The organism is Phaeobacter sp. PT47_59 (genome assembly GCF_028890025.1).
GTDB lineage: Bacteria > Pseudomonadota > Alphaproteobacteria > Rhodobacterales > Rhodobacteraceae > Phycobacter.
In genome coordinates, this window is record NZ_JARCJL010000032.1 from 1 (window position 1) to 21,781 (window position 21,781).

Below are 21,781 nucleotides of genomic sequence, written 5' to 3' on the forward strand. Positions count from 1 at the left end.
CGGCCCCGTCTATCTGGACAGCCTGACCTCGCTCCCCGAGGGCATCAAGTTCGAGAACCACGGCCCCGTCTATCTGGACAGCCTGACCTCGCTCCCCGAGGGCATCAAGTTCGAGAACCACGGCCCCGTCTATCTGGGCAGCCTGACCGGCAAGCACACCTACCTTGGTGTGGAGCGCGAATTCAGGTGTGTTGATGGATGCACAATGCTGATTTGCGGCTCAAAGCAGTACGGCGGTCACACAGTCTATAGCGCGCGGTATTTTGGCGGCGGTGAGATCAAGGGCTTGAATCGCTGCTATATCGCGGAGAGCGATGGCATCACCGCGCACGGCAATACGATGAAATCCGCCGTTGATGACCTCGCCTACAAGATCGCTGACAGCGCCCACAAAGCCGAGGTGGCAAAGTCCGTCAAGGCTTCCGGCGTGGTGACGCTTGCTGATTTCCGGGCGCTCACAGGCGCTTGCCGCGATGGCATCCGCCAGCACCTTTCTGGCCTTGGTATCGACCTGGATCAGATCGACAGCATGCCTCTGAGTGACGCGCTCAAGGCGATGGATGGAACCTCGTATGGGGAGACCTTCAAGCGGCACATTCAGGAAGCGGAGGCAGCGTAATGAGCGCGCTCCACGAAATCACCGCCCCGCGCCTTCTGGACTTCAACTATGCCGAGGCCGCCCGTCTGGCGAATGAGGTTCAGACCTTCTGCAATGTCGCCGCGAACCTTCGGCAGTCAGGGCACCGGCACCTCGCCGCAAATGCGGAGCGGACAGCGATCCGGGCATTCAAGCGCCTCGCTGACGAACTGAACCACGAGACAAAGGAGATCGGGGCATGACCTCTCTCGACCTCACCACACCGATTATCGAGCAGGCCCGAGCAATCGCGGCCACCACCCCGGCGGGACGTTTCCCACCTTCTACCACCACTCACGAAGCCCGCCGGGGGCAGGATAACGACCCAGACAACCGCGGGCGATCCGCGCACGTCTTCGAGCAGTTCAACGAGGAACGCTTTGGGAACGAACTCGACGCCATGCACGTGATCGGGATCTGGGCCATCTGCACGGTCTTCTTCGGCGGCACGATTGTCGCAGCGATGATCCTGCAGCCCTACATCACCCGGCTGTTTTCCTGGCTGGGCCTCTGAACCTCCCTGTGGGCGCCCGCCAAGAAGGCGCCCCAACTTCCCCCGGCGGCTGTCTCCTCCTCCCTTTGGTCGCCGGGGGCCTTTCCCAAGGAGAATGAACGATGAACGAAGTGACCCAAATCCGCCATGACGAGCCGCAGCTTCCCGCAGACCCGATGGTCTCGATGATCGAACGGGTTGTGATGAACCCTGACGCAGATCTGGACAAGCTGGAACGCATGCTGGCGATGAAAGAGCGCATGGACATGCAGAATGCCCGCGTCTCGTTCGCCCGCGCTCTGTCTGACGCCCGCGCCGAAATCCCGCCGATCATGAAAGATGCGACGGTCGATTTCACAAGCGGCAAAGGCCGCACCCACTACAAGCACGAGACACTGGCCGGTATCGCAAAGGTGATTGACCCGATCCTGTCGCGCTATGGCCTGTCGTACCGCTTCCGCACCGAGCAGGGGCAAGGCGGCGTGAAGGTCACCTGCATCATCGCGCACTCCGAAGGCCACAGCGAGGAAACATCGCTTTCCGGCGCCCCTGACGGCTCCGGCAGCAAGAACAGTTTCCAGGCTGTGGGCAGCGCCGTGACGTACCTGCAGCGCTACACGCTCAAGGCCGCTCTTGGGCTGTCTGCTGAGGTTGACGACGATGGGCAGGCAGCGGCGCCACGCGATGTGGGGGAGAATAAGCCGCGCCAGGAGCAGCAAGTATCGCCAGCGCAGCGCGCCGCAGACCAAATGATCTCTGCCATCCGCAAGAATGGCGCTGATACCGTTCAGGCCTCCCCGCAGTTTCAGCAAGACTTCCCGCGCTTGAAGAAAGACGCCCCGGAACTCGCCGCCCGCGTGGAAGCCGAGATTGAGAAATGGAACGAGAGCAACAAGCCCGCGCCGTCCTCGCTGATCGGCGACGATGAAATCCCCTACTGACGGAGGAAAAGCCAATGAATGACCTGACACCAGATCGCTTGCACAACAACCCGCCGGATCCGCTGGATGAAGCGCTTGCGCCATATGGCGACCATATCGCAGAGGCCGAAAGCTGGCTGGATGGATCGCCGGTTGAGAACGAGGGCCAGATGAAGGCCGTTGACGCCCTGCTGAAACAGGTGAAGGCTGCCAAGAAGTACGTGACCGCAGCGCAGAAGTCGGAGAGCGCACCCCTGCATGACGCATGGAAGGCCTGCCTCGCCCGGTACAAGCCGACCATTGACGATCTGGACCGCATGGCGAAAGGCCTTGCCGCCCTGGCCGATGGCTTCAAGCGCAAGCTGGCTGCCGAGAAGGCCGCCAAAGAGCGCGAGGCATGGGAGGCTGCAAACAAAGCCCGGCAGGAAGCCGAAGCCAAGGCCGCCGCAGCCGACACTGCGAACATCGAAGCCCAGCGGGAGGCCGAGGAAGCCAAGCGCGCAGCGCAGGAGGCAGAGAAGGCGGCGCAGGCGGCAAAGCGTGACACCGCCAGCGTCAAGGGCCTGCGCACTGTCACCAAGCACGAGATCACGGACCACAAGGCCGCCCTGCATTGGATCGCGGTCAATGACCGTGACGCCATGACAGCATTCATCGAGGCCTACGTGGCGAAGAACTGCAAAACAGCGCAGATCGACGGTGTGAAGGTCTGGACCGAGAAAGAGGCGTTCTGATGGACTACCGCGCCCGCTGGGAAAACGGATGCCTGCGCCTCCTGTCCAACCAGGGGCCGGACCTGAAAGACGGGGAGCTTGTCACGGTCAGCATCGACCGGGACCGCAGCGGCAAGAGCCACCGGCACCAGTTCGCGTGGATCAAGGACGCCTGGGGCAGCCTGCCGGAATCTGTGATGCACATGCCGTGGGCCGAGACGCCCGAGGCGCTCCGCAAACACGCATTGATCGCGACCGGCTTCCATCAGGTCTACACGCTGGACTGCGGGGCGAACGCCACAGCGCGCCGCGTGAAGGCCGCCCTGCTGGCTGCGGAGGTCAAGGCGCACGGATACGCCCTCGGCCAAGTGCAAGGCCCTGTGGTGCGCGTCTGGACGCCTGAGAGCCAATCGGTGCGCGCCATGGGCGGGGATCGGTTCAGGGAGAGCAAGAACGCGATCCTCGACTGGATTTCCGCGCAGGTCGGCGTGACCCCGGAAGAACTGCGGAGGGCCGCAGCATGAAAACGGTTGCGGCATTGTATGTCCAAGCGGGCGGAAGCTACGCCAACTTGCCCGGCGTCGAAATGTGGGACGCAGAAAAGGACGCCCGGATGTATGGCGGGCCTCACCCGATTGTCGCTCACCCCCCGTGCCAGCGCTGGGGGAAGCTCTGGGCCGGGCAGCCTCTATGGATCAAGCGGACTGGCGAACGGAAGCGCAAGGGGGACGATGGGGGGTGCTTCAAGGCCGCTCTCGCTGATGTGCGCCACTGGGGCGGGGTAATCGAACACCCGTATGGCAGCCACGCTTGGCCGTTCTTTGGCCTTAATAAACCGCCGAGATCTGGCGGTTGGATCGCGGCGGATGAATATGGCGGGTGGACATGCTGCGTAGAGCAAGGGCGCTATGGGCATTATGCCAGAAAACCGACGCTGCTTTATGCATTCGGAGTGAATGATCTGCCTGAACTGGAATGGGGCGTGAGCGCGCCGAAGTTCCCAGATTGGGCCATCGAAAAACACGGCCTGGAGTACTGCAAAAAGGCTGGGGAGCTTGCGTTCAAAGGCGGCGGGAAGGACAGCGCACCACGCATAGGGACGCCGCCAGAGTTCCGCGACCTGCTGATCTGCATGGCGAGGTCTGTTGAGCCGTTGCGGAGGGCCGCAGCATGAGCCGCCCTGTCCCCGAATGGATCGGGCGCACCGACAGCACCCCGGCCCCGGCCCGCGTCAAGGCGCGGATCGTCATGGCACAGGATGGCATTTGCGCCTGCGGGTGCGGTGTGAAGCTGGGGGCCGCTGGTGAAGGTATCGACTTCGATCACACCCAAGCCCTGATCCTTGGCGGGGAGAACCGGGAAAGCAACCTGCGCGCCCTGCGCCGCCCCTGCCATGGAGCGAAGACCAAGCAGGACGTGAAACAGAAGTCAGTGGAGGCCCGGAAGCGGAACAAGCACCTGGGCCTGAACAAAAAGCGATCCCGGTTCCAGACCTCACGGGATGGGCCGTGGAAACAGAAGATCGGCGGGCAAACCGTCCCCCGCGAATAGCTCCCCTCTGACAGGCGCCGGGTCGTGGCTTCGCATGAAAGCCGTTCATCCCGACCGGCTCTAAAGCCACACATAGAGCGAGGCCATCCCACCGGCCCGGCGTCTTTCAGAGAGAAGCAAAGGAGAATGAGAATGCCGAAGTTTATCATTGGTCGCAGCTACGGTTACGCTGGAACGAGCAGCGAGGACGAGATCGAGGCTGACAGTCTGGAAGACGCCGAGAACATGGCGTGGGAATTTGCCTTGGAGAATGTTGAGTCGTGGGCGAAGGAAGCCGAGGATCAAGAAGACGAATAACCCCAACGCCCACCCCTGCGTGTCGGGGGCAGTGATGGAGAGCAGAGAACGGAGAAGCAAAGGAGAATGAGATATGAGCAACGGTGACGGGCTAACAAATTTTCACTGGCTGGATGGTGCCACAGGCAACGGTGTTGCATGGTCACTTATCGGCGTACCTGCCGCGCTGGCATGGGTAGCAGCCGCGCTTTGCTGGTTCATTGAACCGCGCCTTGCTGCCGAGGTATCGCCGCTGGCTTGGGCCATGTGGGCTGCGATTGGATGGTACGGACTGCTTTTCATGATCTTTGGTGGGTGGCTGGCATTGCTTGTATTCGCTGCATCATCATGACCTCAATTCCTGCCCCTGCGTGTCGGGGGCAGTGATGGAGAGCAGAGAGGGGATGCCATGAGCTTTGTCTTGAAGAATTACAGAGTGAGCGTTCATGGATGGGGGGGGGGAGGCGAACTTTTACGCCCGCAACAAGAACCGAGCCCGCATGCTCGCATTCTATGCGATGCAAAGAGCGACAGGTGGAATGGCGTTCAAGCGATTCCTTCAAATAGTCGGGCCAATCCGCGAAACCCCAATGCCATCCGGCGCAGGACGAGCGATTGAGGTGCTGGGATCGCCAGCCTATTGGGTTGAACACGCTGGCGGCAATTCCGTCCGTTTTGTGCGCCCCGGAAGCGATACGATTTTGCTTTCGCACGAAGCAGACATTCGAGAAATCGACCAGTAGTCCAGATAACAGTAGGAGACCGACATGACCGATCCAATCTGCCACCCCGCTGGCCCTGTAGCCAGCACCGAACCGCAAGACCTGAGAGAACAGATTGCATCAACCATTTGCGGCGACAGGGCTGTAGACAACTGGAACGCCACCGACGCGGATTACGAACTGGCCGACGCCATCCTTGAGCTACTCAAGGGCGCGGTGCCGGTATGGCAACCTATCGAGACAGCGCCGAAGGATGGCACGCCGATCCTGACGTATTCAGGTGGATGCGACGACAGGAACGAGGCGTACCTTGTCATGTGGTGGACCGCAGACAAAGCAGAACGCTGTGGATTTGGCTGGGAAGCATACGAGGTTGATCACATGCTTAGCCCGGACCTGTGGATTCATCTTGAACCCGGTGCAGACAGCATCCTCGCAGCGTTGGGGGTGAAGTGATGACAAGAGAGCAAGAAATTAGAGCGCTCACTATTCTTCATAACATGGCCGTAGAGCGGAAGGGGTGGAGATCGTTTTTCAGGCGCTGGTGGATTAGTGACGAGCCACTGAGAAATGATGCGGCCAACCTTGTGCGCGAAGTCGGATATTCTGCCTTGATGCCGAATGGATGCCAACTTGTCGGAGATGACCAATGACTACACCGACCACAGACACAAGCCGGGAGGCTGTTGAATACAACCCAGAAACCCACGCAGATGGCTTCGATGCGGGGTCAGGCGAATACTTTGTATTTTGGGAAAAGCATACCGCCCTTCTTGCCGAGCGCGACGCCGCCCTTCTCCGCGAAAAGTCCCTCAAGGACAGCACGGAAGAACTGCGCCAATTGCAGCGGGAGTTCAACGCGGTGAAGTGGGACCGAGACACCCTGCGCGACCAACTCGCAGCGGCCAAAGACCTGCCGTGGCGCGCCAAAGACATTAAGCGCGGACTGATCCTGTTTCGCACATCCAGCAATGCCCACGGTTCGATCAACTATCAGGCACGGTCTGAAAAAGTCGACAACCTTCCGCAGTCAGCAAAGGACGAACTCGCAGCGATCATGGTGAACATGGCGCTCGGCTACAGCCCAGAGGAAGTTGCAGCGAATGGAGTGGTGAAGGAATGGGTGGCATCGGCCCGGAATGAGGCGCTGGAGGAGGCGAAGCGAGTTGCCGTGATCCCTTGCTACGAGACCAGGCACGTCACACTAGGGGATAAGGTGGCGGCTGCAATAGACGCCCTCAAGTCCACCCCCGCGACCACTCATCGCTGCGCTGAGTGCGACTGCGAGAACGGCGGTAGCGACTGCACGTGGATTTCAACTCCCGCCCCGCGCGAAGCTGCACTTGCAGACATGGCGGAATTCGACGGCAAGCACCTGCTTTCGGACGCCCCGCGCGATGGCGACATGACCTCGCAGGCAACGCCTATCACCTTCACCTACAAGAACTATCGCGGCGAGGTGGCAGCGCGCACAGCCGTACCGAAAGAGATCTGGTTTGGAACCACGGAATGGCACACTGAACCCGGCTGGTTGATGACAGCCTATGACCTCGAAAAAGCTGCGGATCGGGGCTTTGCACTTGCCGATTGCTCCTTTTCCCCGCGCGAGGTCACACCGCAGGAGGCGGCGCGGGTGTTGCTTGGACATCATGAAGTTTTAGGCCGAAGCGCGGTCTACAAAGCCTGTGAAAATCGCGTGAAGATTTACAAGTTCGATGCAGTTCTCCGCGCCATCGCACAGGAGACAGACGATGAGTGACGCACCAGAACGAATTTGGGCGCAGGATGCTGAGCCGAGCGAATGTGATTACACAGGTGGGGGCTGGTGGGACGACGAATGCGGCCACACTCAGTACCCGCATATGGTCGAATATGTCCGCGCCGACACAATCACCGCCCTACAGGCCGAGAACGAACGGCTCAGGGAGGCGCTTGAAGCCGCAAAGGTGAGGCTTGAACAGACGCGTGAAATTGCCGGGCTGGGGTTCCCGTCCACTATGTGCGCCATTGACGCCGCCCTCAACCACACAGAGAAGGAGGAAGGGTAGATGCAGGAAAGCCCGATCTACGTTCCCATCTCCAGATGCCAGGACGTGTTTTCTGTCTCTCGGGACACGATATACCGGGCTGCGAAAACTGGCGCGATCACGATTCACAAGGCATCAGGCAGATCGCTTTTGAAGGTCTCTGAGGTCTGCGCTTGGATCGAGGGAAAGAGCCAGGAGCAATAACACATTGTGGGGCCAATTGTGGGCCTGCAATAGCCATCAAAACGCAAATATAAATAAAAACAGCATGTTAGATGGAGAATTTGGTGCGGTCGAGAAGAACCGTTCACCTGTGGCACACTGTTGCCAGAAATCTATTTTGCGCCAATAGTACCAGAGCCTTGCGGTCTTATTCGTCGCAGGCTGTCGCAGATCAGGGCCACAAATCGCGCGCCAATTGTGGGGCCAATTGTGGGACTGGGTGAGGGGCTGGAATGGCGAGAGCGAAAAACAAACTGACGGCTATGCAGATCAAAAAGGCTGGCCCCGGCGTCTATCAGGACGGGGGCGGCCTGTCCTTGAAGAAGACAGCGGAATCGGGGAAGTGGATCTACCGCTATTCCATCGCCGGTCGCCGCAGGGACATGGGGCTAGGTACGCTGTCTGAGGTCTCACTGTCCGAAGCCCGGCAGCAGCGGGACAAGTGGCAGGTCGTGCTTCAGTCTGGCAAAGACCCCATTTCAGAGCGTGACCGCCTCCTTGCCGAAGAACTCGCGGATATGGACCGGCAAGACCCGACCTTGCAGGAGGTCGCGAATACTGTCTTTGAGGCGCGGAAAGCTGGGCTGCGCGGCGATGGGGAACGCGGGCGGTGGTTCTCGCCCATCCAACTCTATGTCCTGCCGGATCTTGGCGCCCGGCGCATTTCTGAGATCCACCAGAAGGACATTCAGAAGACCCTATCCAAGATCTGGCGCACAAAGCCCCCGACCGCAGAAAAAGCAATCCAGCGTCTCGGTATCATATTCAAGCAGGCCCGGCTGATGGGGCTGGACGTTGACCCGTTCACAGTTGAGGCAGCCAAGCACATGCTTGGAGAGGTCAGGCACAAGACCAAGCCGATAGCCGCAACCCCATGGCAGGAGATACCGGATCTGTACCCCAAGCTGGCGGGTCTGGGATCGTCACGCCTGGCGCTGCGGTTCCTGATCCTGACGTCCGTGAGGGGGATGGGGGTTCGTGGCGCGCGCTTTGATGAGATCGACGGAGACCTTTGGACCGTACCGGCAGAGCGCATCAAGGGCAGAGAGGGCCGGGTTGATGACTTCCGGGTTCCCCTGTCTGCCGAAGCCATGAAGGTAGTGGAAGAGGCCAGAGAGGCGCGCCGGTCTGATTTCCTGTTCCCATCGTACCGGGACGGATCAATCACAGACGTCGCCATTGCAAAGGTGCTCAACGAACTCGGGGAGCCTGGACGCCCGCACGGTTTCCGCACATCGTTCCGAACGTGGGTGCAGGACACAGAGGCGGCCAGCTATGACGTCGCAGAAACGGCCCTTGGTCACATTCTGGGGAACAAGGTCGAACGATCCTACGCCCGATCAGACCTACTGGATCAGCGCCGGATTCTGATGCAGAAGTGGGCGGATTTCGTCACCGGTACAGAGGCCAAGGTGATCCCGATCCGGGGAGCGAAGTAAGGGCGCCCCAGAAACGAAAAAGCCCCGCACAATGGCGGGGCCTCTTTCTTCACGCCGGATCACCTATGTCCCGTCGAAATGCGTCAACTGCCTCACTGTAGCCTTGGGCGTTGAACTCGACGCAGAACGCCTTGAAGCGCGTCTCCCCCGAAGTGTGAGCTTCGAGGTAGGAATGCAGTCGGCTTCGGTGCTGCAGGCATTTCTCCATGGACGCCATCTGGCGCGGGTAATACCCATCCTCTGTGTGCGGGGCCGGATCAGCGGCGGTGCTGAAAAGAACCATCAGCATGATCATCTTCATGGTACTGCTCCTTCCTGGAAGGCCGCGCGGGAACCGGCGCGCAGCGGGCCGGTCTTATCTACAGGTTTCAGTCATCCTCGTGTCCATCCCGGCCACCCAGCGCAGCCAGCCATCAGGCAGCGCCTCGGGGTCTGCAGGCATTGTCACGCGGGCCTCGGCATATGCGCCGCAACCAGCATCACCAGCGATCGGTGTTGTCGCGCAGCCGGTCAGCAAGATCATCCCGGTCAGCGCCGCGCAGATCTTGAACAGCATCGCGCCCGGCCTCCTGTCGTTTCGCGCTGTCAGCCAGCGTCTCGATGTAGGTTTCCTGCCGCCCTTCGGCCTTCTTGGACCGGCCATAGCCCCAGATCCCAGCGATGGCCGCCACGATGCCGAGCGCCCACGGCAGCAGGTCAGCAAGGAGCTCGGAAATCATTGCGCCTTCTCCTTGGCTGTCCAACTGGCCCAGAAGCCCAAACCGGCCATAAGGACGCCAACCAGCGCGGGCCACCCTGCCCCGCCGATCAGGGAGCGCACCAGAGCAACCGGATCATCCGATGCCATGATCAGCGCCAGAACCGGGCCGACAGCGGTCAACAGGTGGCGCAGCGCGCCTTGGATCTTGGGATCGCGTAGCTTGGTCATTTCTGCCCCTTTCCGAACAGGCTGAGAATTGCAGTGATGATGGGGGCCCAGGCTGACGGAGCGCCGCTGTCAGGCGCGGCCTCGCTGTCCGGCCGCACAGATCCGCGCATAAGCGCCAAGGCCTCTGCCGGGTCCAACTGGCGGGCCGGAACCCACTTCACCCGCTTGTCAGGCGTCACCGTCCAGACGGTCACGCCCTGCGCCGGGTATTTGCCGGTTGCGAAAAGCTCCTGTTCGGACTGGCGGCGGGGGATGATTTCGCGGGGCTTGGTCCAATTCATGATCTGGGCCGCAGCTTTCGCCCGGTCACCAGCGTTCAAGGACCGCACCCAGCTTGCCCGGTGGATCGCACCTGTGTTGAAGTGGAAGCTCACCGCCGCGTCGAACTCGTGCTGCGCAACAGGAACCTTGATCGCGCTGGCTACTGCGGCCTCGTATTTCTCAAGATCGCGCCGGAACACCCCGAAAACACGCACCAATTCCGCGTCCAGGTTGTCTGGCATCCCGGGGGTGAGGCGGGCCGGATCGGGCGAACCTGCCGCCGCCGTGTGGCCGACGCCGTAGGTCAGCACCTTGACGGAATCGAGATATGGGCCGGGCACGACGCCTTCGTGCCCGATCAGGGCGATCACGCCCTCATCGCTGGTTTTCATTGGATTACCCCTTCTGGGAAAAGTCGCGGCGCAGTTCCTTCACGTCGCTTCTGATGTCGAGCATCATTTGCCGGTCTTCCTCCCGGCGCCCGTCGCGCATTTCGATTTCACGTTGGAGCATTTCGATCTGCTTCTGGTTCGTGAAAACACGGCGCACCACCCACATGGCGCCCCCTGCGAAGGTGATGACAAGCCAGCCGAAGAAACTCTGGCTGGCCTTTTCTGCGATCTCGGTAAGGCTCATGTGTTCACCTCACCAGCCATTCTTCGACTTCCGCGCTCACATCACGCATCTTGATCCAGCGGGCGCCCACGGGCTGGCCCTTGAGCAATCGCAGCTTGCCCATCAGGCCCACGGTGTCCCACTCGGCCCGATCTGCGCGCGGTGTGTATTCCTGATCAGGGTCGTAATCGGGGTTCAGCTTGCGGCGCCGCTGGGTGACACGCTCGGCATCGGCAGGCACCGTCACGCCCTCTGGCACCTCATCGGCGGCAAAGGAGCGCTCTTCCTCCTTGGTGGTTTCCTTGACCACATCGACCATGCGCGGCTCCCGGTGGATGGCCTGAACCTCTATGTGGTTTTCGGACCCATCCGCCATCTTTTCCACACGCGTGACCATCACCGGATTGCCCGCCTCATCCACCATCGGGAACTCATCGAACAGCGGCACTTGCACGGTCTCGGTGACGGTTTTCTTGATCGCCTTCCCATTCACCACCTCGATCACTTCGCGGGTGCGGGCCCGTTCCTCAGTGGCTTGCTCTTTGACGGTTTCGGTTTCGGTGACACCCTCAGTCCAGGTTACGGCCTCATAGTCCTCCCAAATGTGAGAACCAAAATCGTCCCGCAGGTATTTCCCGCGCCACTGGTCGTTGTCGGTATCGCCCACGACAGAGGGGGTGGCCGAGACGACGCCGAAAGGATCTTCCCCCTGCTGGGCCGGGCGGATCTTGTTGCCGACCAAGACCACGGAAAGCCCCCGCCGATCTTCGCCCGCCGGATTGCCATCCAGCCACTCAAAGAATTCGGCATAGTCCGCGCCGGTGGTTCCCCAGGTGCCATCCGTGGTATTGGTGCCATCGCCGCGCATCAGTGTGACGTTGTCCGCGCCACCGCTGGCCTGACAAACTAGGAAGTAGAAATCGAACGATGCCGCCCGCGTTACCTCGGTGCGGATGACGTTTGAGTTATAAGAAGCATTCGTCATGCTTGCGCGAAGGCCGATATCACCTTGTCCTGCGCTCGCGGCATGAACCATTGCATTTGGTGTTGGGGTGCCGAAGCCAACCTTCCCATCATACCCAAGCACAATTCGCTTGATGTCGTTTGTGAGGAAATCCAAACCAACACTGCCAGAGTGGCCAGACGCCTTGATGCCACAAACCTGACTTCCATCAGTTCTATTGTGCCTGAGCAACCAGCCGTCAGTGTTTCGAATGACGTCCAGCTCTCCCGAAATATCAACGGAAGTAAAGATCGCCGCCGCAGGGGTGGCTTGCCCGATTGGGGTGCCGTCGATAGCCCCGCTGTTGATATCGATCCCCGTCACCGGCGTGGTGCCGTCCAGAACATCATCGATCGCATCGAAGTTCGCGTTCAGTTTGCTGCCCCAGGTGTCCTCGGAGGCGCCAACCTCGACCTTGGTGAGGCCGTATGTCGTTGTGGTGGTGTCTGCCATCAGTCAGCCCTCAATATGTGCCATCCCAGACGCGGAACTTGGAGAACTCGCCGCTCTGCAGCTTGCGGTTCAGAACCTCTTGCCGGGCCGCGTTGTCGTTGTGGGCCACGCCCGCCTCTTTCATCCACTGCTCGACCAGCCACATAGGAACCTCGGCCACCAACCGGCTTTCCCCCATATGCGTTGCGCCCATGCTCCGAAGCGCCGCCGCCTGGTTCAGCGTGGGGTTTGGGTCAAAGGTTTCCTTGACGTGGAAAGTGTCCCGGTCGTCGCCGGGGATGAACTGTTCGCCGATTTTCATGGAATGCCCCTCAGTTGCGGAAAGGGGCGACCGAAGCCGCCCCAAATCATCAGCTCACAGCCGCGCTGAACGGCGTGGCCTCGATGCCGCTGGCCTCCGAGTAAACCATGACGTTCCAGGTGTTCGCCGCCACGTCCTGAAGCTCAACACGGGCGCCCTTCTTGCCGCCCTTGGTCGTGCCATCCAGGGTGATGGTGTCGGAGGCGTCGGCTGTGTAGAAGCAGGAGGCCCCCGCGGCATCGTTGCCGAGGTAGGCAACCCCCTGCATCACGTTGTCAGCGTCGGGCGCCTGGATCACCAGATCGCCGGTTTGGTCGACCAGGGTCGTGATGCGATACAGGTTCCCGCTGCCGGTCGCGTCGGGCAGGGTCAGGGTGCAGCCAGCTGCGCGGTTCACGGCAATGAGAATGCCGGAATGCGCGTCTGCTGTGAGGGTTTCGGTGGCGCCGGTAATCGTGACAACCCCGAAGTTGCGAAGATTTGCGGAAGGCATAATCTTGGTCCTTTTCAGATGGAGGAAGGCGGGCCGCGAAGCCCGCCATCACGATCACGAGGTGGTGTTGTCGAAGATGCCGCCGCTGGCCTTCTCGTTCTTGCAAACGAGGGTCAGTTCGGTGACGATCTGGCGCTTCGTGCTGTCGCCGGTTTTCGCCAGCGGCACGTTCTTGGTGCCGCGCAGAACGCCAACGGCCCACATATTCGACTGCATGATGAACACGTCGCGGGAACGGTTCTCACGGGTCGGGATGAACTCGACATTGCCCCAGGGCGTCACATAGACGCGCAGGTTGTTGACAACGCGGGCGTCCTTGGCCCCCAGCGTCGAGCGCTGGTTGTTGTTGCCGTCGAAGGCCAGGGCCTTGTTCATCTGAAAGGCCGACAGGAACACCTTGTCGGGGCGCCCGCCGCTTTCCCAGATCGACTGCATGCAGGTGTCGAAACGGGTCTGGGAGAACGCCACCGGGGTGCCGTCATCGGTGCGGGCATCGGAGCCATCGCCGGTCGGATCCGCACCGCTGGCGCCGCTTTCGAACACGGTGTTCGTCGCCAGCCAGGTCGGAGCACCGGCCAGCTTGCGCGCGGTGGTGTCGTCGCCGGTCACCTTCGCCTGGTTCAGGAACAGCGCGCGCTCAATGTCGAGCTTCTGCTCCGTCGCCATCTTGATCGATTGATACGCGATTTCCTTCTTGCGGCCCGCCTTGTCCAGCCCCTCGTCGGTGTCGGGGATGACGACCGCGTTCTTGAAGATCTGGGTGCGGTTGTTCAGGCGGGTGGTCGCCGACCGCGCGTTGGCAACGGTGTCGTCGCCTTCAATGTGTGCGTTGTCCTCGGACGACCGCAGCGCATCGGTCTGCCACTCGTGCAGGGTGTTCTTCGCTTTGGTCTTGGCGCACATGGTGTAGAACGGCGTTTCCTCGGGGGAAATGTCGTAGATCATGTCGCTCAGATCCTCGCGGATGCCGTTCACATCATACGAGGACATGGTGTTGGTGGGTTGTGCCATCGGAATGGTCCTTCTGTGGGAAAAGCCGTCGCCTCACGGCGGGGCGGTCTGGTTCAATCGTCCGAAAGCATCAGCGCCATGGCGTCATCGATGTTGCCGGTCGCCTTCAGACGATCACGTTGCTTGCGGGCAAGCCCGCGTTTCTGGTCAGTTTTCGCGCCAGCTTTCGCAACCGGGCGAGCCTTCTCGGCCTTCTTGGCGACGGTCTCGCCCTTGCCGGTCAGCTCGTGGAAGCGCATCAGGTCATGCAGGGCACGTGCGTAACGGCTGTCTTCCAGCGCCCGCACTTCCTCCATGCTGAACCCGTATTTGGACATGGCAATATCGGCCATTTTCGCCTGCAGAGCGGGCGATTTGTTGCTGTCCGCAAGGTCGGGGATTGCCTCGTGCAACAGGCGCCGCTGCTCCTGCAGGAAAGCGTTGCGCTGCTCCTGCTCTTGCTGTTGGCGTTGTTGCATCTGGCCCTGATATGCCTGCAGGTGATCCTGATATGCCGCCGCCCGCTGATCATAGATCGCCTTTTCCTGCATGTATCCGACAGGATCGGTTTGCAGGAGGGAGGGATCGGGCGGGGTGGGAGGCACAAAGGCGCCCTGCTGTGCTGCCTGGACGAGATAGTCCAATTGCTGCTGCTGCTGCTGCACGGCCTGCGCGTAGGTCTCGATCTGCTTGCGATCATGGGCGACCTGTTGCATGCCCTGCTGGATGTACTGCTGACCGGAATAGCCGCGCTGCAGTTCCTCAAGAGATACCCGCTGTTCCTTGCCGTCTACCTTGACGGTGAAAAGTTGGGCCTCCGGGTCCGCTTCGGTTTCCCGTTCTTCGTCATCCTCGCCGTCATCATCGGCGTCATCCGCGCTCTGATCATCGTCGCCATCGTCCGTCTGATCTTCCTCAGTATCAGGTGCGGCGGTGGTTTCTGCATGATCGTCCTGCGTTTCTTCTTCGGCCTCCGGCTCAATCAGGCTTTCGGCCATTTGCTCAAAGGACATGGGTTCAGTCGTGGCCTCGGCCCCGGTGCTGAGTTCAGTCATTGATAGTGCTCCATCTAAGGGAAAAGCCGTCGCCATCACGGCGGGGCAAGGGCGTTACTTTTTGCCCTGGTTGCGGCGTTCATGCTTGGCCGCGTTCACGGCCCGATCCATCTTCGCCTTGAGTTTGCCGAGGGCGCGGATCATCGCGTGTGCCTCGGCGATGTCTTCCATTTTGGCGTCCGCATTGGAAAAGGTGCTCACCTGATCCGCCACGGCCTCCGCATGGAATTCTTGAAACAGTTTACTGACCCGCAGCGCCTCGGCGCGGGATGCCTTTTCGGTCTTCTCGGTCATTCGTAAATCCCGTTCTGTGCTTGGAGTTGGTAGACGCGGCTCATGTCAACGGGGATGCCATACTGTCCCAGCATTTCCGCCGCCTTCATGATGCCGTCCAGCGCCATCTGATCGCGGGCCAGATCGTCCCGCATGGTCATTTCGGCGAACTTCATCTGCCCGTCCTGCTGGGCCTTCTGCACCTCGATGGCGGCCTTCTGCTGGGCCTGCATCACCTTGATATCGGCGTCCTGCGCCGCTTTCGCCATCGCAGCCTCGGCCTTGACCTGTTCCGCCTGCACCAGAGGATCCGGCTGCTGCGGCTGGTTCTGCGCCTCGGCGGCAGCCTGCTGTTCAATCTGCGCCTCGATCTGCTGGTTCATCGGCTGCCAGTACCGGCTGACATTGTGCAGACCGGCCAGCATCATCGCGTCGGCCAGGGTGTTGCGAATGTTCGTCATGGTCACGAGGCCGTTTTTCGGGCCGTATTGGGACCAGATCCCCATCTGACGGTCAAAGGTCTGGTTCAGCATCGCGACCTTGACCATTTCACCTTCGTTGCCGAGGCCGACATTGATTGTCACGTCCAGCTCGGGGTCAAACTGCGACACGTCCAGTTCGGTGAATGCCCCGTTCAGGCGCATTTGCACCGGGCCGGTCTGGCCTTCCTTCATCAGGCGCAGGACAAGGCGGAAAAGACGCGTCATGCCACCTTCTGCAAGGTGCCGGGCCATAACCTCGGGCTGCGCGGCGGCGGCCCGGTCGAGCATGTTCACCGCGTCCACGTTGGCATTCTGCAGCGCATCCGGATTCAGGCCGCTGGCGGCTTCCGTGATGCCGGTTTTGTTCTGCGTCACAACGTCATGGTACTGGATTGCAGCCAGGGCGTCACCGACCGGGAACATGGTCGTAAGCTGAAAGAACTTGTCGGCGGGCGGGCCTTCCGTCTCCACCAATCCTCCGATCTCGCCGTTCATCATATCGTCAGTATCGACGGCGCGTCCGTCATAGGCCCAACGGGGCGCATTCGAGAATGCCACCCCATCCAGAACCCCGCGCAGCATCGATGTGCTGGCGTCCTGGTCCTGCTGGATAAGCTCCACGAGCGACCGGCCAAAGAAGGTGTGCGGCTCCGGGTCAATCTCGAAGATCGCAAAGGGCGTGTCGTCAACCGGGTAGTGATCCAACAGCTTGTACTGCGTCCCGGCCAGGATCAGCGCGTAAAGCTGTGCGACCCCGGTTCCCTCAACGTCGATCCGCATGTAGGCCTCGGTGTAGAGCACCCGGCGCATGGACAGATCGTCGCTTTCATCGTCCTGGTCGCGGTAATTGGTCCGGTATTCCTTTTCTTCCTCGCCAGGCTCATCGTCGGACCCGAGTTCGACCACCTCGTCAAAGTCAAAGCCCATTTCGACCAGATCGGAGACCCGCAGTTCGCGCTGCTGCCCGCAGATATAGAAGTCATCGATCGACCGGGCGTCCGCATCGATAAAGAATTCCTCCGGCGGCATGCTCTCCATGCGCAATTCCGGCTTGCGCTTCACCTGCTGCGCCTTGCCGATGTGCAGGCCCTCTGGCGTTTCCTCGTGCTCGATCAACTCAATGTCGTCGGACCCGGCCATCATCGTGAACTCATCAGGGCCAAGCTCGAAATCAAAGATCTGCGATTTCTCCGCCTCGGACATGTAGACCTTGGCAATGCCGACCTTCTTGCGCAGGGCGTCATCGATCACGTCATTCAGCAGCCGGAATCCGCCGTTCTTGTTGAACACGAACTGCGCGTATTTGGTCTGCTGCTCGGCAATATCCACGCTTTCCGGCCCGCTGGGGATGAACTCCACAGGCTTGTCGGTCGCCATGAACACCCGCATGAGGCCCGGCTTTGCGTTCCGCACCGCGTCCCGGCACTTGGTCGCAACGACCTTGGACCGGCCCGCCTCGTGCCCCAGCGTGTCCTCACCGTCGAAGTATTTGGCCGCCTCAAGGCGCGCGGGGGCCACATCCTGCTCGATGTAGTCAATCGCATCCTTCGCGGCGCGGCTGACGATCCGCTGAATGTCGTCTTTGGACTTGGCTGTCGGTTTCATGCGCTCTCCCAACGCGCCAGACCCCGCCGAAGCGGGGCTGTGCTTTTGGATTGTCGGTGTGTTGCTTTTTCGCCCTGCGCGGGTAACGTGGTCGCTATTTCACAGGGAGGAATTTGGTCATGCCGCTTGTCAGATCATCGGCGATTGCAAGAATTGAGTGGGACAACGGAACCTTGTCCATCTGGTTCCATGAAAGCGGCCGGTACGATTATTACGGCGTGCCGGAGGCGATTTATCGCGCGTTTCTCGCCGCTCCCTCGAAGGGCAGTTTCTACAATGCCCGCATCAAAGACCGCTATTAATCCCGGTTGACGATGACCCAGGCGGGACCGCGAACGACTTTCTTCAGCTCGTCCTCGGGGCCAAGGAATGTGGCCGTGACGCCTTCCCGCTTGATAAGTTCTGCATGAAGGTCGCAGGTAGGGATCTCCGACAGGTCGGCGCGGCCCGGAATGCTCTCAACGTGGCTCATTGCTTTTCCTTTCGTCCGCTCTTAGGGTGGCTAAATGTTGCGCAACAAGGATTTCATCCTCGGTCTAATCCTGACCGCCTCTATTATCGCTGGGCTTATCGTCCCGGCTGTTTGGCCTTATCTCGTCGCAGTAAACTTCGCTCTTGCTGTTTCCGTTCTCGCGCTCAGTCGCCGGAAGTAGCCGCCAGCGCCGGAAGAAGTGCTTGCAGGGTCATCATCTCCGCCTCTGATGCCATCTTCGGCGGCAATGGCGCGCCATTCCTCACTAGCTCGTCAAGAAGGCCAACCTGACGCTTTGTCAGTTCCTCGGCCCCAGCTTTCGCAAAATACCCCGCTGCGAACGGCGCCGCACCCAGAGGGCCGAACGTGATGCCAGAAGCGCCGGACGCCATCGCAGGCAGCGCACCGCTTGTCGGTGAGAAGCGACCGATCATCCGTAGACCGTTCGTGACATGAGTTCCTTCCACAATCTGCTCCATCATCGCGATCTCCTCCTTGGAGAAGCCACGGCGGCGCTTTGGATTGTCCAGAATGGTCCTGATGTTCTGCCGGATAGCGTTGACCTCGTTTCCTCCGGTGCCAGAGGTGGCAGCACGGCGCAGAGCCTTCGTCACAACCCCGGTGTCACCACCAAGGGCCTCGGCCTTCTTAATGCGGCGGGTCATTTCGCGCCCTTCTGACAGGCTATCAAGCACACCAGTTTGAGCCCCCCCGGACAAATCAGACGGTTGAAGGTTGGAAAGGAAATCGTCTACGTCGCCCTTAAGGTCAACTCCGATGCGCCGCGCCTGTCCATCCACTGAGCCAGCAACATCATTCCCGATCAATCGGCGGAGATCCTCAATATCTGTCACCTTTGCGTTGGGAGGGAGCGCCTCAATTTTTGCTGCAACCGAACGCACATTCGAAGGCAGGAATTCCGGCACTCCTTCTGCGTCAATGCGATCAAGAAGGCCTTGGCGTAGCCTCTGGCTGGCTTGAGGGGCCACTGTTGCCCCGCTCTGTTCGACGGCGCCATAAGCAGCCTCCTGACGAGCCCGCAAATCGTCCAGATCTGGCGCCTTTGGGGCTGCCCTCATGGCCCTAGACGCGGCAACAGGCGTCAGCCCACCCAGCAACCCACCAGCGAACTCAGCAAGGCCGCTACCCGGCGCGATGTCGCGCGCAACTTGTGACCCTACGCCCGCACCAACAGCAGAAGCAGCCTCCATGCCAAGCAATGGCAGCAGACCCTTCGCTGTTCGCGCCGTGGCGCCAGCCGGGATAACCATAGCGCCCGCCTCTCGGCCAATGCTCCTGGCGTATCTCTGGGCGTTTGTGGCCGGTTCAGCGTCGGTAATAGCCCCGACACCCTCCAATGCTCCCTTGAAAGTTCCGCTGCCGCCAACAGGGTTCGAAATCTGGTCGATATCGGAGCCGGTGATTGCGTTGACGCCTGAAACGCCGAGATTTAGGGCCGAGGTCATGAGGTCAACCGGCATCCCTGCGAATTCTGCGACGCCTTCATTCAACCCGTTGCCGAGTTGCTCCATGAAACTGGTTTCCAACTGCTGGCCTTGGCTGCTCTCCGCCTCAGGCGCGCTCAATTGAAACCGATCCCAAGGGCCAGCTTTTGGCTTCTGGTATTTTTCCCAAGGTCCAGCCATCAGCGCGTCACCTTCGACCATCGAGACGGGTCAGATGGATCGCCACCAAGGAACTGATATCCATCTACAACCTCGCCAGTTGCAGGGGCGCCTGCCCCCTGCCCGCCACCAGCATCAACCGACGCAGGGCCGCCGCCACGCTGCGCCGCGCTGCTGAGAGCCTGTTTCACGATGGCTTCATAATCGTCCAACGCATCAAGGAAGCCCTGTTCGGTCATGGCCGTGTCCATGCGAGTGATGGCCTGCCGTGCGGCCTGCCCCTCCGCGTCGGACAGCGCGCCCATGCCGCGCATCGCGTCGATAGCCGCGAGGAACGCGCCGCCCTTGGCCTGCTCCACCTTGCGTTCAAAGTCATAGCCACCGGTGCCGGGGATCGCGTTGAGCATCGCGCTCTTGCCGGTTGCGCGAACCCGGTTCGGGTCGTTGCGGATGTTGTCGATCAGATCAAGAGCCGCCTGCGCCTTCTGGTAGTCGGCCCCCGCTGCCGCCGCGTTCTCGCCCTCAGCCTTGCCGAGTTCACGCCCACGCGCGGTATCTGCTGCCGCTTCCTCAAGGTTCTTCGGAATACTGCCGATAACCTGCCTGCTGATCGGGTCAAGCAAGATCCACTCGGTGCCGCCGTCAAGCTTGATCGGCTCCTTCTGGAAGGTCACGCCTTCTGGCAGTGCCGTTTGCGCGGCTGTTCCGTCCTTGCCAAGTTGCAGGATGACAGGGTTGCCGCTTTCGTCCACCCCATACTGCGGGTTCAGGCCGTATTCGGTCCCACCGGCGCCAGCCTGCTTTGCCTGCTGGTAATCGATGAATGTTCCCTCGTAGCCCTGGGTCTTGGCGAATTCATATTCGCGCAGTGCAGCGGTCCGGTTGTCCTTCGGGGCGGCAAGGCGCTGTTGCATGATCGCGCCCATCACATCGCCAGCCGCGACGGCCCCGCCCTCCACCAGATCGGCGAACTCGCCGTATCCGTTGCCGCGCAGCCATTCCGCTGTCTGGTTGCGTGCCTTGGTGGTCTTGGCGTCTCGCTCACCACGGGCCCGCATCGCGTAGGCGTTCTGCAAGAACTGGTTTCCGCTGCCCGGTCGGGATGCATTGAAGAACGCGCCCGCAAGGGCCATGGCAAGCTCCGGCTTGATCCCGAATGCCCCGCGCTGCTCTTGATCCTGCTGCATAGGTGCCCCCAATCTGTCGTTGCCTTCGCCGCCCGCCATGAAGCCCGGTGTGCCGCCGCCGCCATTCAGCGCAGCCAAGCGCCGGTCAAGGTGCGGAATGCCGGGGCGTAAAAACTTTTCCGAAATGGCCCGCGTTGCATCTTCCGGCGTCTGTGCCGCAAAGATCGATTTCGCCGCGCTCTGCTCTGTGGTCCCGAGTTCATGCATCAGGAAGTCAAGCTGCGTGTCCAGGTCGTCTACCCTTGTGCCGCGCTCACCGGCGAATGCCTCAAACTGCCGCCGCCTCGGCCCGGTCCACTGCGCTAGGCCGAAGCCGCCGCGCGATCCCGGCACAAGCGGTGCGATCTCGTTGATGCCGGGGTTCAGGCCGCTTTCAACCTGGAAGTTCGCAAGGAAGCCCCGCGCGATGTGATCCGGCAGGCCACGCGCCCGCAAGCCTTGGTAGATCATGTCGCGCATAGGTGCACCTCAATAAACACTGTTGCTCTTGCGGCTTCTGCGCTGGATAATCCAACTATGAAGCCAAAGCCGACGATAGACAGACTGCACGAAGTTCTGATTTGCGACCCCATTGCGGGGCGATTGTATTGGCGGGAGAGGCCCGTTAGGCGCAGTCAGGACAAAACATGGAATTCTCGCTACGCCGGGAAGGAGACGTTCATCGTAAACGGAAGCAAGGGATACCTTCTGGGCAAGGTTGACCATATTGGATTGCGCGCCCATCACGTCATCTGGGCGATGGAGAAAGGAAGATGGCCGTCTCTTCAAATTGACCACATCAACGGCGACCCGAAGGACAACCGCATTTCGAACCTCCGCGAAGTCACACAAAATGCCAATATGCTTAACCGCAAAGCATACGAAAAGAAATCTGGCCTCCCGCCAGGAGTAAACTACAACTCACGAGGCTTCATGGCGCGAATTCAGAGAGGCGGCCAGACACGCTATCTTGGAACATTTCCCACGAAAGAAGAGGCCCATAAAGCCTACTTAAAGGCCGTAGCGCAACTAGGGTTCTCATCCAGGCACGGCACCTAA

At 60.7% G+C, this 21,781-nt stretch carries 32 protein-coding genes; 17 read left to right on the plus strand and 15 right to left on the minus strand.

Features of this window, described 5'->3' with window-relative positions:
* The 15 genes from PXK01_RS19405 to PXK01_RS19475 all read left to right on the plus strand — a co-directional run.
* A partial coding sequence (locus PXK01_RS19405) for a hypothetical protein (RefSeq protein WP_274861379.1) occupies positions 1 to 619 on the plus strand: 619 nt, incomplete at its 5' end.
* A complete protein-coding gene (locus PXK01_RS19410) occupies positions 619 to 840 on the plus strand; it encodes a hypothetical protein (RefSeq protein WP_274861380.1) in 222 nt (73 codons plus the stop codon). The genes PXK01_RS19405 and PXK01_RS19410, both read left to right, overlap by 1 nt.
* On the plus strand, positions 837 to 1,151 hold the full coding sequence (locus PXK01_RS19415) for a hypothetical protein (RefSeq protein ID WP_274861381.1): 315 nt from the start codon (positions 837 to 839) through the stop codon (positions 1,149 to 1,151). The genes PXK01_RS19410 and PXK01_RS19415 overlap by 4 nt, the downstream gene beginning before the upstream one ends.
* A 101-nt stretch (positions 1,152 to 1,252) precedes the next feature.
* Positions 1,253 to 2,071, plus strand: a complete 819-nt coding sequence (locus PXK01_RS19420) for an ERF family protein (RefSeq protein ID WP_274861382.1) — start codon at positions 1,253 to 1,255, stop codon at positions 2,069 to 2,071.
* Between the two features lie 14 nt (positions 2,072 to 2,085).
* Positions 2,086 to 2,784 carry a hypothetical protein gene (locus PXK01_RS19425; protein WP_274861383.1) on the plus strand — a complete coding sequence of 233 codons (699 nt, stop codon included), beginning with the start codon at positions 2,086 to 2,088 and terminating at the stop codon, positions 2,782 to 2,784.
* On the plus strand, positions 2,784 to 3,287 hold the full coding sequence (locus PXK01_RS19430; RefSeq protein ID WP_274861384.1) for a hypothetical protein: 504 nt from the start codon (positions 2,784 to 2,786) through the stop codon (positions 3,285 to 3,287). The genes PXK01_RS19425 and PXK01_RS19430 overlap by 1 nt, the downstream gene beginning before the upstream one ends.
* On the plus strand, positions 3,284 to 3,937 hold the full coding sequence (locus PXK01_RS19435; protein WP_274861386.1) for a hypothetical protein: 654 nt from the start codon (positions 3,284 to 3,286) through the stop codon (positions 3,935 to 3,937). The genes PXK01_RS19430 and PXK01_RS19435 overlap by 4 nt, the downstream gene beginning before the upstream one ends.
* Positions 3,934 to 4,314: an HNH endonuclease gene (locus PXK01_RS19440; RefSeq protein ID WP_274861388.1), complete on the plus strand. Its 381-nt coding sequence runs from the start codon at positions 3,934 to 3,936 to the stop codon at positions 4,312 to 4,314. Before PXK01_RS19435 ends, PXK01_RS19440 begins: the two co-directional genes overlap by 4 nt.
* Before the next feature lie 132 nt (positions 4,315 to 4,446).
* Positions 4,447 to 4,611, plus strand: a complete 165-nt coding sequence (locus tag PXK01_RS19445; protein WP_274861389.1) for a hypothetical protein — start codon at positions 4,447 to 4,449, stop codon at positions 4,609 to 4,611.
* A 73-nt stretch (positions 4,612 to 4,684) separates the two neighbouring features.
* The gene (locus tag PXK01_RS19450) at positions 4,685 to 4,942 is read left to right on the plus strand and encodes a hypothetical protein (protein ID WP_274861391.1); all 258 of its coding nucleotides are present in this window, start codon (positions 4,685 to 4,687) and stop codon (positions 4,940 to 4,942) included.
* Between the two features lie 148 nt (positions 4,943 to 5,090).
* The gene (locus tag PXK01_RS19455; protein WP_274861393.1) at positions 5,091 to 5,333 is read left to right on the plus strand and encodes a hypothetical protein; all 243 of its coding nucleotides are present in this window, start codon (positions 5,091 to 5,093) and stop codon (positions 5,331 to 5,333) included.
* Positions 5,334 to 5,357: 24 nt separating this feature from the next.
* Entirely contained in the window at positions 5,358 to 5,768 is a 411-nt protein-coding gene (locus PXK01_RS19460) for a hypothetical protein (RefSeq protein WP_274861395.1), read from the plus strand.
* Between the two features lie 193 nt (positions 5,769 to 5,961).
* Complete coding sequence (locus PXK01_RS19465; protein ID WP_274861396.1) at positions 5,962 to 7,071, plus strand: hypothetical protein; 1,110 nt, start codon at positions 5,962 to 5,964, stop codon at positions 7,069 to 7,071.
* The gene (locus PXK01_RS19470) at positions 7,064 to 7,360 is read left to right on the plus strand and encodes a hypothetical protein (RefSeq protein ID WP_274861397.1); all 297 of its coding nucleotides are present in this window, start codon (positions 7,064 to 7,066) and stop codon (positions 7,358 to 7,360) included. The genes PXK01_RS19465 and PXK01_RS19470 overlap by 8 nt, the downstream gene beginning before the upstream one ends.
* 464 nt (positions 7,361 to 7,824) lie before the next feature.
* Entirely contained in the window at positions 7,825 to 9,000 is a 1,176-nt protein-coding gene (locus PXK01_RS19475) for a tyrosine-type recombinase/integrase (protein WP_274861398.1), read from the plus strand.
* 49 nt (positions 9,001 to 9,049) lie between these two features.
* Here the strand turns inward: PXK01_RS19475 and PXK01_RS19480 are convergent, their stop codons facing one another.
* From PXK01_RS19480 to PXK01_RS19535, 12 genes are all read right to left on the minus strand, one after another.
* Positions 9,050 to 9,301, minus strand: coding sequence for a hypothetical protein (locus PXK01_RS19480; protein WP_274861400.1), 252 nt, complete (start codon positions 9,299 to 9,301; stop codon positions 9,050 to 9,052).
* 178 nt (positions 9,302 to 9,479) lie between these two features.
* Positions 9,480 to 9,719 (minus strand): hypothetical protein, encoded by a 240-nt coding sequence (locus tag PXK01_RS19485; protein ID WP_274861401.1) that lies wholly within the window; start codon positions 9,717 to 9,719, stop codon positions 9,480 to 9,482.
* Positions 9,716 to 9,928 carry a hypothetical protein gene (locus PXK01_RS19490; RefSeq protein WP_274861403.1) on the minus strand — a complete coding sequence of 71 codons (213 nt, stop codon included), beginning with the start codon at positions 9,926 to 9,928 and terminating at the stop codon, positions 9,716 to 9,718. Before PXK01_RS19490 ends, PXK01_RS19485 begins: the two co-directional genes overlap by 4 nt.
* Positions 9,925 to 10,581 (minus strand): lysozyme, encoded by a 657-nt coding sequence (locus tag PXK01_RS19495; protein WP_274861404.1) that lies wholly within the window; start codon positions 10,579 to 10,581, stop codon positions 9,925 to 9,927. Before PXK01_RS19495 ends, PXK01_RS19490 begins: the two co-directional genes overlap by 4 nt.
* A 4-nt stretch (positions 10,582 to 10,585) precedes the next feature.
* On the minus strand, positions 10,586 to 10,825 hold the full coding sequence (locus tag PXK01_RS19500; RefSeq protein ID WP_274861405.1) for a hypothetical protein: 240 nt from the start codon (positions 10,823 to 10,825) through the stop codon (positions 10,586 to 10,588).
* A 4-nt stretch (positions 10,826 to 10,829) separates the two neighbouring features.
* Entirely contained in the window at positions 10,830 to 12,260 is a 1,431-nt protein-coding gene (locus PXK01_RS19505; RefSeq protein WP_274861406.1) for a peptidase G2 autoproteolytic cleavage domain-containing protein, read from the minus strand.
* A gap of 10 nt (positions 12,261 to 12,270) precedes the next feature.
* Entirely contained in the window at positions 12,271 to 12,561 is a 291-nt protein-coding gene (locus tag PXK01_RS19510; protein WP_274861407.1) for a hypothetical protein, read from the minus strand.
* 49 nt (positions 12,562 to 12,610) lie between these two features.
* Positions 12,611 to 13,054: a hypothetical protein gene (locus PXK01_RS19515; RefSeq protein WP_274861408.1), complete on the minus strand. Its 444-nt coding sequence runs from the start codon at positions 13,052 to 13,054 to the stop codon at positions 12,611 to 12,613.
* Positions 13,055 to 13,108: 54 nt separating this feature from the next.
* Positions 13,109 to 14,065, minus strand: a complete 957-nt coding sequence (locus tag PXK01_RS19520; RefSeq protein ID WP_274861409.1) for a DUF5309 domain-containing protein — start codon at positions 14,063 to 14,065, stop codon at positions 13,109 to 13,111.
* Between the two features lie 53 nt (positions 14,066 to 14,118).
* The gene (locus tag PXK01_RS19525; protein WP_274861410.1) at positions 14,119 to 15,099 is read right to left on the minus strand and encodes a hypothetical protein; all 981 of its coding nucleotides are present in this window, start codon (positions 15,097 to 15,099) and stop codon (positions 14,119 to 14,121) included.
* Between the two features lie 54 nt (positions 15,100 to 15,153).
* Positions 15,154 to 15,393 (minus strand): hypothetical protein, encoded by a 240-nt coding sequence (locus PXK01_RS19530; protein ID WP_274861411.1) that lies wholly within the window; start codon positions 15,391 to 15,393, stop codon positions 15,154 to 15,156.
* A complete protein-coding gene (locus tag PXK01_RS19535; RefSeq protein WP_274861412.1) occupies positions 15,390 to 17,459 on the minus strand; it encodes a portal protein in 2,070 nt (689 codons plus the stop codon). Before PXK01_RS19535 ends, PXK01_RS19530 begins: the two co-directional genes overlap by 4 nt.
* A gap of 119 nt (positions 17,460 to 17,578) precedes the next feature.
* On the opposite strand from PXK01_RS19535, the gene PXK01_RS19540 reads away from it, so the two are divergent.
* The gene (locus tag PXK01_RS19540) at positions 17,579 to 17,761 is read left to right on the plus strand and encodes a KTSC domain-containing protein (RefSeq protein ID WP_274861413.1); all 183 of its coding nucleotides are present in this window, start codon (positions 17,579 to 17,581) and stop codon (positions 17,759 to 17,761) included.
* Here the strand turns inward: PXK01_RS19540 and PXK01_RS19545 are convergent.
* From PXK01_RS19545 to PXK01_RS19555, 3 genes are all read right to left on the minus strand, one after another.
* Positions 17,758 to 17,931 carry a BC1881 family protein gene (locus PXK01_RS19545; protein ID WP_274861414.1) on the minus strand — a complete coding sequence of 58 codons (174 nt, stop codon included), beginning with the start codon at positions 17,929 to 17,931 and terminating at the stop codon, positions 17,758 to 17,760. The genes PXK01_RS19540 and PXK01_RS19545 overlap by 4 nt on opposite strands.
* A 164-nt stretch (positions 17,932 to 18,095) precedes the next feature.
* Positions 18,096 to 19,577 (minus strand): hypothetical protein, encoded by a 1,482-nt coding sequence (locus tag PXK01_RS19550; RefSeq protein ID WP_274861415.1) that lies wholly within the window; start codon positions 19,575 to 19,577, stop codon positions 18,096 to 18,098.
* The gene (locus PXK01_RS19555) at positions 19,577 to 21,202 is read right to left on the minus strand and encodes a phage tail tip lysozyme (protein WP_274861417.1); all 1,626 of its coding nucleotides are present in this window, start codon (positions 21,200 to 21,202) and stop codon (positions 19,577 to 19,579) included. The genes PXK01_RS19550 and PXK01_RS19555 overlap by 1 nt, the downstream gene beginning before the upstream one ends.
* A 57-nt stretch (positions 21,203 to 21,259) precedes the next feature.
* Between PXK01_RS19555 and PXK01_RS19560 the strand changes: the two genes are divergently transcribed.
* Positions 21,260 to 21,781, plus strand: coding sequence for an HNH endonuclease signature motif containing protein (locus tag PXK01_RS19560; protein WP_274861418.1), 522 nt, complete (start codon positions 21,260 to 21,262; stop codon positions 21,779 to 21,781).

Bases quoted from the DNA above. Each gene is read 5' to 3' on its own strand.
- PXK01_RS19410 (WP_274861380.1), top strand. From the start codon at position 619: ATGAGCGCGCTCCACGAAATCACCGCCCCGCGCCTTCTGGACTTCAAC.
- PXK01_RS19415 (WP_274861381.1), top strand. From the start codon at position 837: ATGACCTCTCTCGACCTCACCACACCGATTATCGAGCAGGCCCGAGCA.
- PXK01_RS19420 (WP_274861382.1), top strand. From the start codon at position 1,253: ATGAACGAAGTGACCCAAATCCGCCATGACGAGCCGCAGCTTCCCGCA.
- PXK01_RS19425 (WP_274861383.1), top strand. From the start codon at position 2,086: ATGAATGACCTGACACCAGATCGCTTGCACAACAACCCGCCGGATCCG.
- PXK01_RS19430 (WP_274861384.1), top strand. From the start codon at position 2,784: ATGGACTACCGCGCCCGCTGGGAAAACGGATGCCTGCGCCTCCTGTCC.
- PXK01_RS19435 (WP_274861386.1), top strand. From the start codon at position 3,284: ATGAAAACGGTTGCGGCATTGTATGTCCAAGCGGGCGGAAGCTACGCC.
- PXK01_RS19440 (WP_274861388.1), top strand. From the start codon at position 3,934: ATGAGCCGCCCTGTCCCCGAATGGATCGGGCGCACCGACAGCACCCCG.
- PXK01_RS19445 (WP_274861389.1), top strand. From the start codon at position 4,447: ATGCCGAAGTTTATCATTGGTCGCAGCTACGGTTACGCTGGAACGAGC.
- PXK01_RS19450 (WP_274861391.1), top strand. From the start codon at position 4,685: ATGAGCAACGGTGACGGGCTAACAAATTTTCACTGGCTGGATGGTGCC.
- PXK01_RS19455 (WP_274861393.1), top strand. From the start codon at position 5,091: ATGCTCGCATTCTATGCGATGCAAAGAGCGACAGGTGGAATGGCGTTC.
- PXK01_RS19460 (WP_274861395.1), top strand. From the start codon at position 5,358: ATGACCGATCCAATCTGCCACCCCGCTGGCCCTGTAGCCAGCACCGAA.
- PXK01_RS19465 (WP_274861396.1), top strand. From the start codon at position 5,962: ATGACTACACCGACCACAGACACAAGCCGGGAGGCTGTTGAATACAAC.
- PXK01_RS19470 (WP_274861397.1), top strand. From the start codon at position 7,064: ATGAGTGACGCACCAGAACGAATTTGGGCGCAGGATGCTGAGCCGAGC.
- PXK01_RS19475 (WP_274861398.1), top strand. From the start codon at position 7,825: ATGCAGATCAAAAAGGCTGGCCCCGGCGTCTATCAGGACGGGGGCGGC.
- PXK01_RS19480 (WP_274861400.1), bottom strand. From the start codon at position 9,301: ATGAAGATGATCATGCTGATGGTTCTTTTCAGCACCGCCGCTGATCCG.
- PXK01_RS19485 (WP_274861401.1), bottom strand. From the start codon at position 9,719: ATGATTTCCGAGCTCCTTGCTGACCTGCTGCCGTGGGCGCTCGGCATC.
- PXK01_RS19490 (WP_274861403.1), bottom strand. From the start codon at position 9,928: ATGACCAAGCTACGCGATCCCAAGATCCAAGGCGCGCTGCGCCACCTG.
- PXK01_RS19495 (WP_274861404.1), bottom strand. From the start codon at position 10,581: ATGAAAACCAGCGATGAGGGCGTGATCGCCCTGATCGGGCACGAAGGC.
- PXK01_RS19500 (WP_274861405.1), bottom strand. From the start codon at position 10,825: ATGAGCCTTACCGAGATCGCAGAAAAGGCCAGCCAGAGTTTCTTCGGC.
- PXK01_RS19505 (WP_274861406.1), bottom strand. From the start codon at position 12,260: ATGGCAGACACCACCACAACGACATACGGCCTCACCAAGGTCGAGGTT.
- PXK01_RS19510 (WP_274861407.1), bottom strand. From the start codon at position 12,561: ATGAAAATCGGCGAACAGTTCATCCCCGGCGACGACCGGGACACTTTC.
- PXK01_RS19515 (WP_274861408.1), bottom strand. From the start codon at position 13,054: ATGCCTTCCGCAAATCTTCGCAACTTCGGGGTTGTCACGATTACCGGC.
- PXK01_RS19520 (WP_274861409.1), bottom strand. From the start codon at position 14,065: ATGGCACAACCCACCAACACCATGTCCTCGTATGATGTGAACGGCATC.
- PXK01_RS19525 (WP_274861410.1), bottom strand. From the start codon at position 15,099: ATGACTGAACTCAGCACCGGGGCCGAGGCCACGACTGAACCCATGTCC.
- PXK01_RS19530 (WP_274861411.1), bottom strand. From the start codon at position 15,393: ATGACCGAGAAGACCGAAAAGGCATCCCGCGCCGAGGCGCTGCGGGTC.
- PXK01_RS19535 (WP_274861412.1), bottom strand. From the start codon at position 17,459: ATGAAACCGACAGCCAAGTCCAAAGACGACATTCAGCGGATCGTCAGC.
- PXK01_RS19540 (WP_274861413.1), top strand. From the start codon at position 17,579: ATGCCGCTTGTCAGATCATCGGCGATTGCAAGAATTGAGTGGGACAAC.
- PXK01_RS19545 (WP_274861414.1), bottom strand. From the start codon at position 17,931: ATGAGCCACGTTGAGAGCATTCCGGGCCGCGCCGACCTGTCGGAGATC.
- PXK01_RS19550 (WP_274861415.1), bottom strand. From the start codon at position 19,577: ATGGCTGGACCTTGGGAAAAATACCAGAAGCCAAAAGCTGGCCCTTGG.
- PXK01_RS19555 (WP_274861417.1), bottom strand. From the start codon at position 21,202: ATGCGCGACATGATCTACCAAGGCTTGCGGGCGCGTGGCCTGCCGGAT.
- PXK01_RS19560 (WP_274861418.1), top strand. From the start codon at position 21,260: ATGAAGCCAAAGCCGACGATAGACAGACTGCACGAAGTTCTGATTTGC.